General features: G+C 68.4%; 9 protein-coding genes, 1 tRNA gene and 1 pseudogene. 7 read left to right on the plus strand and 4 right to left on the minus strand.

Annotation, left to right across the window (positions count from 1 at the left end):
* Positions 1-217 precede the first annotated feature (217 nt).
* Together FV220_RS12525 and FV220_RS12530 are read right to left on the minus strand one after the other, a co-directional pair.
* Positions 218-478, minus strand: a complete 261-nt coding sequence (locus FV220_RS12525) for a hypothetical protein (protein ID WP_147831732.1) — start codon at positions 476-478, stop codon at positions 218-220.
* Between the two features lie 12 nt (positions 479-490).
* Complete coding sequence (locus FV220_RS12530) at positions 491-751, minus strand: helix-turn-helix transcriptional regulator (RefSeq protein WP_348642089.1); 261 nt, start codon at positions 749-751, stop codon at positions 491-493.
* 220 nt (positions 752-971) lie between these two features.
* On the opposite strand from FV220_RS12530, the gene FV220_RS12535 reads away from it, so the two are divergent.
* The 3 genes from FV220_RS12535 to FV220_RS12545 are packed head-to-tail and all read left to right on the plus strand — an operon-like array spanning position 972 to position 2,346.
* Positions 972-1,469, plus strand: coding sequence for a hypothetical protein (locus FV220_RS12535; RefSeq protein WP_147831734.1), 498 nt, complete (start codon positions 972-974; stop codon positions 1,467-1,469).
* Positions 1,469-1,831, plus strand: a complete 363-nt coding sequence (locus FV220_RS12540) for a hypothetical protein (RefSeq protein WP_147831736.1) — start codon at positions 1,469-1,471, stop codon at positions 1,829-1,831. The genes FV220_RS12535 and FV220_RS12540 overlap by 1 nt, the downstream gene beginning before the upstream one ends.
* A complete protein-coding gene (locus FV220_RS12545; protein WP_147831738.1) occupies positions 1,831-2,346 on the plus strand; it encodes a hypothetical protein in 516 nt (171 codons plus the stop codon). Before FV220_RS12540 ends, FV220_RS12545 begins: the two co-directional genes overlap by 1 nt.
* Before the next feature lie 389 nt (positions 2,347-2,735).
* Here the strand turns inward: FV220_RS12545 and FV220_RS12550 are convergent.
* A tRNA-Arg gene (locus FV220_RS12550) sits at positions 2,736-2,812 on the minus strand.
* A gap of 188 nt (positions 2,813-3,000) precedes the next feature.
* Between FV220_RS12550 and FV220_RS12555 the strand changes: the two genes are divergently transcribed.
* Entirely contained in the window at positions 3,001-4,050 is a 1,050-nt protein-coding gene (locus tag FV220_RS12555) for a cysteine synthase A (RefSeq protein ID WP_147831740.1), read from the plus strand.
* A 133-nt stretch (positions 4,051-4,183) separates the two neighbouring features.
* On the plus strand, positions 4,184-4,339 hold the full coding sequence (locus FV220_RS12560) for a hypothetical protein (protein ID WP_018046049.1): 156 nt from the start codon (positions 4,184-4,186) through the stop codon (positions 4,337-4,339).
* An 87-nt stretch (positions 4,340-4,426) separates the two neighbouring features.
* Here FV220_RS12560 and FV220_RS12565 read toward each other — a convergent pair whose 3' ends face one another.
* Positions 4,427-5,872 (minus strand): trypsin-like peptidase domain-containing protein, encoded by a 1,446-nt coding sequence (locus tag FV220_RS12565; protein ID WP_147831742.1) that lies wholly within the window; start codon positions 5,870-5,872, stop codon positions 4,427-4,429.
* Positions 5,873-6,158: 286 nt separating this feature from the next.
* Here FV220_RS12565 and FV220_RS12570 point away from each other — a divergent pair, with 286 nt between their 5' ends.
* Together FV220_RS12570 and FV220_RS25805 are read left to right on the plus strand one after the other, a co-directional pair.
* On the plus strand, positions 6,159-11,411 hold the full coding sequence (locus FV220_RS12570) for an alpha-2-macroglobulin (RefSeq protein WP_246689447.1): 5,253 nt from the start codon (positions 6,159-6,161) through the stop codon (positions 11,409-11,411).
* Positions 11,412-11,415: 4 nt separating this feature from the next.
* Positions 11,416-11,631, plus strand: a pseudogene (locus FV220_RS25805) (hypothetical protein); the annotation flags it as partial.

An 11,631-nucleotide genomic window follows, 5' to 3' on the forward strand; every position in this document is an offset into this window, starting at 1 on the left:
TTCCTGGCGATTGATTTAACTGTGTTTATTTAGTCGCAGTTATGCCGTTGAAAATAAAATGGAGCTACAGCGGATTAAATTTAAAGCTGTTCCACGCTGTCACGCTGTACGCTAGGGCTCGCCGATCCCGACGCTGTATTCATGCCTTCCCCAGCCTCACCCCAGGCCCCTCGCCGTTCTACTCGATGAAGATGACCCCGGCGGCTTTGAGGGCAGGTCAGTGGCTGGCGGGCTCATCCTCAGAGAACGATCGGATGCCGTCCTCGGCTACCGCGCGCTCAAACGCCTCGTAAGCGCCGACGTCATCCGTGAACGTCTCCGTCCAAACCAACGAGCCACCGTCCTGGCCTACAACCTCCAAGGTCCACACATCCGCGGTGTCCGCGAACCGGTAGATGTGTACCGTCACCGTGTGGCCGTCTCGGGTGATAGGGCCGCCCAAAAGGGATTCCTCTAGCTCGCGATTTGGAATGGCCATGGGGTTTCTCCTTCAGGTCTGATGGTCGGCATCCGGCCTCTTCTTCAAGCGAACACCAGGCCCCTCACCGTTCTGCTCGATGAAGATGACGCCAGCAGCTTCGAGGGCGGAGCGCAGGGCGACCATCGTCGACTGCTTTGCATCTGCGCCGTTCTCAATGCGCGTCACGGTATTGGCGGTGACGCCCGCTTTCTCAGCGAGTTCCCTCACCCCCCAACCGACCGCTGCCCGCGCCATCCGGATCTGAACAGGCACCATTTGTGTTTTGTCCAAATGCGTGTTGACGCCGTACCAAATTCTGACTTATAGGTACAGTGTACCAACGCGGCGAGACAAAGCCAATCCGCATTGGTCTCTTTCATCGTCTTTGTACCTTCAGCCCCGGAGCACACCGGTTATGGCAACGCCCTCGCTCGCCCAGACTTCATTCTTTTCCCCCCGAGATCAACGCCCGCCCTTATTAGCTACGGGGCCCGACCGGCAGTCCGGTCCCGTGACGATCGCCATTCGCGAACTGCGCTCGAACGAGCTTCCCTCTTGGGAAATCCGCGAAGCTGAGATGCGCCGGCAGGAAGCCGCCGACCTCCGCGCCCTGCGCCGTCGCGTGGCTAAGGCCGTCACAACTGGCATCGCCTTCCTTGACGAAACCGGCGGGGACTGTGACGTCGAGGAAGACGCTGGCGAGATGGCCGAGACCGATAGCCGGTACGGCAACCTCGATGACGAGCCGAGCCTGTGCGGCGTCCATGTGACGGCTGCATTTGCCAAGGCTGCTTTTGGCGACCACGACCTTGAAGCCGAACATGATGGCCGCGAGCCTGATGTGGACGGCGAGCCTTCGCTGTGTGGGATCGAAGTCGGCTACGGCGACGACCGAGACCGCGAAGGGCCGGACGACAACGGCATTGCCGATATGGCCGGCTGGAACGAACAGCGTTCCCGCTACCTCGACAATGGTGGCGACAAGAACCGCGCTGGGAGTGCCTTTTGATGGGCGCCCCTGATAACCGTCGCGGGTTCCTTCGCGGCCTTGCTTCGCTCCCGCTCATCGGCGGTAGTGTGGCGCTCATCGGCACGCCGAGCGCGGTCGCCGAGCCCGTCTCCGACATTCTCTTGGAGACCTACGACACATGGCTCGAATATGAGCGGCGGTGGCTCCAATGGGAGCGATACCGCACCATGCCGGGCATCCGGGTTGAACCGCCCATGTTCGTCCAACTGACAGGCAAGCGGTTCGATTACTACCATCTCGACAACCTCGCTGCTCGCTACCATGGCGGCGACGAGCCTCCGGCCTCAACCCGCGCCGCGCTTGTTCTGAGCACGGTCGGATGTGGATGGGGGGCGTGGTGATGGCGAACGCATCCCGCCGAGCCTTGCTGTGCGGCGTTGCCGCCCTGCCGGTTCTCACCGTGCCGTTCGTGGCTTTGGCCGTGGATCCGCACGATGCCTACCGCGAGCGGCTTCACGTCGCCCACACTGAGCACCAAAGGGCACGGCCTATTGAGAACGTCGCCCGTCACGGCTCAATGGAAAGCCGCGCGGCCGACCTCGTTCACGCTCGCTTATGGCACTTGGCAGACGAGGTGTTGAACCTCCCAATGCCGACAACCCTTAGCGGCCTTGGCGTGATGGGGCTCGCGATGGCGGTCATCGTCGAAGGATGCATCTCGCGAGAGTGCCAAGAGGAGTGGAGGCAAGCGCAACTCGCTCGCGCGATCCTGGCGATGACCGGCGAGAAGCTACCGGTGATGTGGGTGGGTTGGGGCGATGACCCCGGCGCAATTGAGCGGGACTTTGCAGCGCTCGACGAGCCCGGCACCTTGCCGGCATGGGCCATGGCAGAGGCGGCGCGGCAATGCGCATGATCCGTGTGCTTTACCGCTTATGGCTAGGGCAAGCCGCGATCCGTGACGCTCAACGCGGCCGGTTCTACATGCAGCGGGCTGTGAAGCGGATGGAACTGTCCGAGCTTTTTGCCCCGCCTATGGGAGCGGTTGTCCCGCTCATCCGTCGCCGCCGCTAATCTCCCGGCCCGGCTGCTCACGCGGTTGCCGAGCCTGGCCGGGCATCATGCCAAATAGCTTTGGCCAGGGGTGGCGATCGCGACTACGAGCGATTCGGTTAGCCCCCCCTGCAAAGGGACAAATGAGCCGACTGAAAATTGAAACCGGTTGAGATTTTTCAGGGTGCCTTCGGTGTTACCCGTAGCGTTACCCCTGGGAGTTTCAGCTAGCCTGGAAAACTAGCTAAGTGTTGGCGCGCCCGAAAGGATTCGAACCTCTGACCCCCAGATTCGTAGTCTGGTGCTCTATCCAGCTGAGCTACGGGCGCCGACCTGACCGGGGAGAGTTGTGCGCTCCGCCGTCGGTGGGGGTGTCTAGAATCTCCTTTTCAGCTTGGCAACCCCTTCTCGACCGATCGGCGTGCCTTTCTGCGATCCGCGTGATCGTGGGTGGTCGCGGGACGCCGTGTCGGTCATGCTCGTCGCGCCTCACATCGCAGGATACGCCCGACCCGTCATGACCACGCGCACCCCTACCCTCTCCGGTGACGTCCTCGCCGCCATCGGCGGAACGCCGCTGATCCACCTGCGCCGTGCCTCGGACCTCACCGGCTGCACCATTCTCGGCAAAGCCGAGTTTCTCAATCCCGGCTTGTCGGTGAAGGACCGGGCGGCCCTGTCCATCGTCACGGATGCGGAGCGACGCGGGTCGATCCGGCCGGGCGGCACCATCGTCGAGGGGACGGCGGGCAATACCGGCATCGGGCTCGCCCTCGTCGCGTCGGTCCGCGGCTACCGCACGGTCATCGTCATCCCGGAGACGCAGTCCGCCGAGAAGAAGGAGACGCTGCGCCTTGCCGGCGCCCGCCTCGTCGAGGTGCCGGCCGTGCCGTTCTCCAACCCGGACAATTACGTCCACGTGGCGCGGCGGCTCGCCGAGCGCCTCGCTGCCACCGAACCGGCCGGCGCCTTCTTCGCCAACCAGTTCGACAACGTCGCCAACCGCCAGGCGCATGTGGACACGACCGGCCCCGAGCTCTTCGCCGCGACGGAGGGGCGGATCGACGGTTTCGTCTGCGCGGCCGGGACGGGGGGCACCCTCGCCGGCACCGCCCAGGCCTTGCGGGCGCTCAAGCCCGGAATCACCGTCGCGCTCGCCGACCCCGAGGGATCCGCGCTGCATGCCTATTACACCACCGGCACGCTGAAGGCCGAAGGCTCCTCGATCACCGAAGGGATCGGCCAGGGCCGGGTGACCGCCAATCTCGAAGGGTTCCGGCCGGACCATTCCTTCCGCATCCCCGACACGGAGGCCCTGGACATCGTGTTCGGGCTGATGCGCGAGGAGGGGCTCAGCCTGGGTGGCTCATCGGGAATCAACGTCGCCGGCGCGATCCGGCTGGCGCGGGTTCTCGGCCCCGGCCACACCATCGCGACCATTCTTTGCGACGGGGCGGCGCGCTACGCGTCGAAGCTGTTCAACCCGGCCTTCCTCACGGAGCGCGGGTTGCCCGTGCCGGCCTGGCTCACGGAAACGGCGGGCGACCTGCCGGACTGGCGAGCCTGACATCGACTTTCCTGCAACACCGTCATCAATCTGCATCATTGAAGCGCCCAAGCGTTGAACGGAATCCGCGGACGGGCGTTTCACCGGTCAAGCTCAAGCAATGTTGGTTGGGCGTGACCGGAGTTTCTTCCCCATGACCCTGACCACCATCCTGCTCATCATCCTGATCCTCGCCGTCCTCGGCGGCGGCAACTTCCTCGGTGGCGGTGCTTATCGCGGACAGAGCTTCGGTCTGGGCGGTATCCTCATCATCATCCTGATCGTGCTTCTGGTCACGGGACGCCTCTGATCGCACGTCCGAACCGGCGGGGTGTTCCGGCGCCCCGCCGTTCATGCATCTGGGACGTCGCGGTCCCGGAAGGACCAAGTGGATTCCCTACGGACAGGTGAGGCCGACCACCGAACCGGCCGCCCCGGAGGCGACCGCGCCTAACGTCGCGCCCGACCTGTCCATGGCCGCCCCCGGAGAGATGCCGTTCTCGGTCAGGAACGCCAGTGTCACACGGCCGTCGACCAGAGGGTAGCTCATCGGCGGCGCCACACCGGCCACGAGCCGGGGCGCCGACGGATAGCGGGACACGAGGCCGGCCAGGGCGGCGTTTCGGTCCAGCACGACGGCTCCCGACGATCCGGGTTGGAGCGGCGCCGATAGCCTATCCCCGCCGGATTGGCCCGACGAGACGGCGATGCCCCCTCCCCCATCGCCCCCCAGAACCACGAGCGCCTCACCCGGCGCCAATGCGCTTCCTCGTACAGCCAGGGCGGCGACACGGCCCTTCGCGCCGGCCGCTTCCAGAAGCGCCAGACCACGCCCTGCATCCACCTTGACGATCCGCGCGGCCACACCGGCGATCCGCGGCGCCGCGCAGGCCTCCAGGGCCGAGGAGCTCGTCAGGACGCGTCCCGGGGCGACGATGAGGCCGATTCCCACATTCGTCGCGGCTCGGATCAGTGGCGGCAGGGCTCTCACGGCCGGGCCCGGCAAGGGCCTGCCGGGCGTCGCACCGGGTCTGGCCGCCACCTCGGCAGGGGCGGCATCGGCCGTCTCCGGGAACGGCACGAAGCTGTTGGCGATGGCGATGACCAGGCGGTCCACATCCGGCCCGAGGGCCTTGTCGTAGCCGATGGTGAAGCCGCGAACTCCCCCCGGGGCGGCGGCATAGCGGATGTAGGATTTGCCCGTCGCCGTCTCGCCGGTGACCACGAGGAAATCCGGCCGCTTGATCTTGTAGGTGACCTTGCGGTCGGCGCCCGGCGCGGTGATGCGGGCGAACAGGGCATCGAGAGTAGTCTCTTCCGGGGCGAAGGACTTCGTGTCGAGGGTGACGCGGCCATCCCCGCTCTGCCAGCGGGTTCCGCCGGCCTGAGGGCTGCGCTTGGCGAGCGGCCGCTCGGGCACGCCGATGACGATGCCGCTCGCAGGATCGGGCTTCACGGTGAACCGCGCCGCCTTCCGGGCCGTGTCGCCGGCCGCGAGGATCGCCGCCCGCATCCTCGCGTCGGGGAAGCCGGGTGCGGAGTTTCCGGCACGCTTCTGGTAGGAGAGCAGGGCGTCGTAGGTGCGGCGCCCGAACGTGCCGGTGATGACGCTGTTGTAGTCGCCGGTCCAGACCAGGGCGTCCTGCAGGCCCTTCCTCTCCGCCTCCGGCAGGGGCTCGAAGGCCGCCTTCGCCGCCTCGAAGGCGGGGTCGGCCGCCGGTGCCGCACGGGCAGGCGCTTGAGCGGGGCGGCCAAGCCCCTGGGTGGGCTCTTGCGCCTGAACCGGCAGGACGAGGAGGGCCAGAGCCGCCGCAGCCCCTGCGAATCGCGCACGCTGCATCATGGTTCACGCTCCCCGATGGCCTTTTGGCGATGCCGTTCGCGAAGGTGTGGCAGAGGGATCGCCGGATTTCCAGCGGATCGTCAGGGCGAACGCGTCGTTGCGGCGGCCGCCCGAGGTGCTAGGGTCCGGCGCGGCACCGAGGGAGGATCGGATGCCGCCAAGGACGAGGTGGGCAATGTCGGGATCAACCGGGCTCGGGCGCGCGACCGCCCGTCTTGCCAAAAGTTTTCTTGCCAAAAGTTTTCTTGCCCGAGGCGTTCTTGCCGGCTCCTTGGCCCTCGGCGGCATGGGCGCCGCACCGGCTTTCGCCCAGGCGCCCGATCGTCCGGTGGCGCGGATCGCTACCCCGAAACCAGCGCCATCCCCCAAGGCTTTCGTGCGTGACGCGCTGGCCAGTGACGCGGTCCGTCTCGAAGCGACGGTGAGGGCGGATTCTGCCACGTCGGGCCTGACCAGACCGGCAGCCAAGCTGCGCGCCGAGGGCGAGGCCCTGGTGCAGGCGGAGAAGCCGGCCGATGCCCTCAAGCCCCTCGCCGGGGCCATTGCCGCCGATGCGGGCGACCCGCTGAACTGGCTTGCCTATGCCCGCGCCGCGAGCACGGTGGGCAATGATAACGAAACCGGGGACTACTCCTTCCGCCAGCGCCTGCGCGGCCAGGCTCGGGCCGCCGCCTATCAGGCTTACTTGAAGGCGCGCGGCGCCGCCGCCGAGGCCGAGGCCCTGGCGGTGCTGGGCGAGGTCTATGCCGATCAATCCGAATGGCGGCCCTCGCTCGAGGCCTACCGCGCCAGCCTCGCGCTCGCCGACGACGCCACGGTGCGCGAGACCTATGAGGGTCTGCGCGCCGAGCACGGCTTCCGCATCCTCGACTACAAGGTCGATTCCGACGCCGCCGCCCCGCGCGTCTGCTTCCAGTTCTCCGAGAGCCTGGCCCCGAAGACCGATTTCACGCCCTACGTCGCCGTCTCGGGCGCCGCCAATGCCGCCGTCACCGGCAGCGGCCAGCAGATCTGCGTGGACGGGCTGAAGCACGGCGAGCGCTACGCCTTCGTGCTGCGCTCGGGCATCCCGTCCTCCGTGGGCGAGGCCCTGCTGAAATCGGCCGATTACGAAGTCTATGTGCGGGACCGCTCGCCCCAGGTGCGTTTCACCGGGCGCAACTACGTCCTGCCGCGCACCGGACAGGCCGGCGTGCCGCTGGTCTCGGTCAACGCGCCGAAGATCGACGTGGAGGTGCTGCGCGTCGGCGACCGTGGCCTGCTGCCGTCCCTGCGCTCTGAGGAGTTCCTCGGTCAGCTCAGCGGCATGACCGCGAAGACCATCGCCGACCAGAAGGGCACCCGCGTTTGGAAGGGCACCCTCGACACGGCCAAGGCCGAGCTGAACCACGAGGCGGTCACGGCCTTCCCGGTGCTGCAGGCGGTCGGCAAGCTGGAGCCCGGCATCTACATCATGCTGGCCCAGGCCAGCGGCGTCGCCACGAATGTCGATGAGGACGGCGGCTACGAGGCCCAGGCGACGCAATGGTTCGTCGTCTCGGATCTCGGCCTCACCGCTTTCAAGGGCCGCGACGGCATCCACGTCTTCGCCCGCTCGCTCGCCAGCGCGAAGACGGTGCCCGGCGCCGAGATCCGCCTCGTGGCCCGCAACAACGAGGTGCTGGCGACGAAGAAGACCGACGGCCAGGGCCACGCCGCCTTCGATCCGGGCCTCGCACGGGGCGAAGGTGGAATCGCCCCCGGCCTCGTCGTGGCCCAGCTCGGCGACGATTACGGCTTCCTCGACTTCTCCCAGAGCGCTTTCGACCTCACCGACCGGGGCGTGAAGGGCCGGCCGCAGCCGGGCGCGGTGGAGGCCTATGTCTTCCCCGAGCGCGGGGTCTACCGCTCCGGCGAGACCGTTCAGGTCACGGCCCTGTTGCGCGACGCCGCCGGCATCGCCGTGCCGAACCTTCCCCTCACCCTGGTGGTGAAGCGTCCGGACGGGGTCGAGTATCGCCGCGTCCAGGTCGCCGATGCCGGCCTCGGCGGCCGTGCCCTGCCCCTCGCCCTGATGCCGGGCGCGATGCACGGCACCTGGCGGATCGCCGCCTATACCGATGCGAAGGCACCGCCCGTGGGCGAGGCCACGTTCCTCGTCGAGGATTATGTGCCCGAGCGCCTGGAGGTCACTCTCACCCCCAAGAGCCCGACCCTGACGAAGGGCGAGCCCGCGACCATCGACGTCGCCGCGCGCTATCTCTACGGCGCGCCGGGCTCGGGCCTCGACGTGTCGGGCACGGTCCTGGTCCAGGCCGCCGCGACGAGCGGGATCAAGGGGCTCGACGGCTTCTCCATCGGCCTCGACGACGAGAAGGTGGAGGCGACCTCGGCCGAGATCGAGGCCAAGGCCACCACGGACGCCAAGGGATCGGCGACCGTGACGGTGCCGGTCCAGGCGCTCAGCGCCCCGCGCCCCACCGAGGCGAAGATCACGCTGCAGGTCGGCGAGCCGGGCGGGCGGGCGCTGAGCCGAAGCGTCACCCTGCCGATCCTGCCCTCCGGCCCCGTCCTCGCCATCCGCAAGAATTTTTCGGGCGACCTCACGGAGGCCAGTGTCGCCACGTTCGACGTGGTCATGGCGAGCCCCGACGGTCGGAAAATCCCGCAGAACGGCGTCGTCTGGACCCTGTCCAAGGTCGACCGGAACTACCAATGGTACCGCGAAGGCGGGCGCTGGTCGTTCGAGCCGGTGACCTCGACGCGGCGCATCGCCGACGGACGGCTCGATCTCGCCGCCGACGCGCCGGGCCGGGTCAGTTCCACCGTCGGCTTCGGCACCTACCGCCTCGAAGCCCTGGTCGCCGGCCGGCCCGAGGCCACCGTCAGCGTCACCTTCACCGTGGGCTGGGGCGGCTCCGAGACCGCGGACGTGCCCGACCTCCTCGATCTCAAGCTCAACAAGCCGAGCTATGCCGCCGGTGAGACCCTGCGGGCGCGCCTCCAGCCGCGCTTCAGGGGCACGGCCACCCTCGCGGTGGTGAGCGACAAGGTCCACGACATCCTCGACGTCACGGTGTCGGAGGCCGGCACCAACGTGGACATTCCCGTGAAGGCGGAATGGGGGTCGGGCGCCTATCTCGTGGCCACCGCCTACCGGCCCCTCGACCAGGCGGCCAAGCGCCTGCCGGGCCGGGCGCTCGGCCTTGCCTGGTTCTCGGTGGATACCGACAAGCGCAGCCTCGCCGTGACCGTCGGGGCGCCCGCGACCACGCGGCCCCGCGAGACCCTGACCCTGCCGATCCAGCTCGCCGGCCTGTCCTCCGGCGAGGAGGCGCAGGTGAGCGTGGCCCTGGTCGATGTCGGCATCCTCAACCTCACCCGCTACGAATCGCCCAATCCCTTCGGCTATTTCTTCGGCCAGAAGGCCTTGGGACCGGAGATCCGCGACCTCTACGGATACCTGATCGACGGCATGCAGGGCACGCTCGGCGCGATCCGCTCGGGCGGCGACGGCGGTGCGGCGGAACTCTCCGATTCGCCCCCGACCCAGGCGCCGCTGGCGCTCTATTCCGGCGTGGTCCGCGTCGGCCCCGATGGGCGCGCCAGCGTCGATTTCCCCCTGCCCGCCTTCAACGGCACCGGCCGGGTGATGGTGACCGCCTGGAGCAAGGCGAAGGTCGGCTCGGCCCAGGCCGATGTGATCATCCGCGATCCCGTCGTGCTCACCGGCACCCTGCCGCGCTTCCTCAATGTCGGCGACCGCTCGCGCTTCTTCATCGCCATCGATAATGTCGAGGGGCAGGCCGGCGACTACACCGTGGATCTCGACCTCACCGGCCCGGTCCTGGTCTCGGCTGGCGCGGTTCACAGCACCATGAAACTGGAACGCGGGGCGAAGACCTCGCTCGTCATCCCGATCACCGCCGCCGGCCCCGGCCTGTCGCGGCTCGACGTGAACCTGTCCGGCCCCGGCATCGCCGGCACCGTGGGCCAGAGCTTCTCGCTCAACATCGGCCCCGGCACCGGCGCCCTGGTCCGTCGCTCGGTGAGTTCCCTCGAACCCGGCGCCAGCCTGCAGGTGACGGGCGACCTCCTGGCCGACATCCTCCCCGGCACCGGGTCGGTCTCGGTGACGGCCTCCTCGCTCGCCGCCCTCGACGTGCCCGCCCTGCTCCAGGCGCTGGACCGCTATCCCTATGGCTGCTCGGAACAGACCGTGAGCCGGGCGATGCCGCTCCTCTACGTCAACAAGCTCGCCTCCCTCGACAGGCTCGGCATCGACGACAAGGTGGACGAACGGGTGCGCGAGGCCATCGACCGCGTGCTCTCGCGCCAGGACGCCTCGGGCGATTTCGGCCTGTGGAGCGTCGGCGGGTCGAGCGACGTCTGGCTCAACGCCTACGTCACCGACTTCCTGACCCGCGCCCGCGAACGCGGATTCGCCGTGCCGCAGACCGCCTTCTCCAATGCCCTGGACCGCCTGCGCAACACGGTCGCCAACACCACGGAGGTGCGCGACGGCGGCATGGACATCGCCTACGCCGCCTATGTACTGGCCCGGAACGGGCGGCCGGTGATGGGCGACCTGCGCTACCTCGCCGACACCAAGCTCGGTGAGTTCGCGACCCCCCTCGGACGCGGCCAGATCGCGGCGGCTCTCGCCCTTCTCGGCGACCGGGGCCGCGCGGCCAAGGCGTTCGAGTCGGCGGTGACCGCGCTCGGATCCGCGCGCGACACCTCGACCTACCGCGCCGATTACGGCTCGCGCCTGCGCGACGGGGCCGGCCTTCTCGCCCTCGCCGCCGAGACGGGCCTCGCCCGCGACACGATCCGGCCGTTGGGTCAGGTCATCACCCAGGAGCGGGCCAGCGGACGCCTCACCAGCACCCAGGAGAATGCCTGGATGGTGCTCGCCGCCGAGGGGCTCGCCAAGGAGGCGGAAGCGTTGAGCTTCAGCGTCGACGGCACCCGGCAATCGGGCCCGGTCTCGCGGCTCTACCGCGCCCCCGCCCTCGACGCGAGGCCCGTCACCATCACCAATGACGGGACGGGCGCCGCCCAGACCGTGGTGAGCGTGTCTGGCAATCCCATCGCCCCGGAGCCGGCGGAATCACGGGGTTACTCCATCGAGCGGACCTATCACCGCCTCGACGGCACGGTGGTGGATCTCGCTCAGGGGGTTCGCCAGAACGACCGCCTCGTGGTGGTGCTCAAGGTGACCGAGGCGAAGGCCAGCGCCGGGCGCCTCCTGCTGGTGGACCGCCTGCCCGCCGGCCTCGAGATCGACAATCCGAAGCTCCTCGATTCCGATGCCCTGGCGGGGCTCGCCTTCGCCAAGTCGGACGTGCAGCCGGTGAGCACCGAGTTCCGCGACGACCGTTTCGTGGCGGCCTACGAGCGCACCCCCGGTCAATCCGCCTTCTTCACGGTGGCCTATACCGTGCGGGCGGTCTCGCCCGGCACCTACGTCCATCCCGGGGCCACCATCGAGGACATGTACCGCCCCGAACGCTTCGGCCGCACCGCCTTCGGTTCGGTCGAGGTGAGCGCGAAGTAGGGCCATGGATCGTGCGCGGAGGCGCTTCCCCTCCCCCTTGTGGGGAGGGGTCAGGGGTGGGGGTGGTGCCGGATACGGCGCGGCCTCTACGCAACCACCCCCACCTCCAACTCCTCCCCACAAGAGGGAGGAGAGCCTCGCGCTTCGTCCGATCTACGTGGTCATCGCCCTCCTCATCCTCCTCCCCGCCCTCGCCCTCTGGCGCTTCGTCGCGGCCCTC

This window comes from Methylobacterium sp. WL19 (assembly GCF_008040005.1).
GTDB classification, from domain to species: Bacteria; Pseudomonadota; Alphaproteobacteria; order Rhizobiales; family Beijerinckiaceae; genus Methylobacterium; species Methylobacterium bullatum.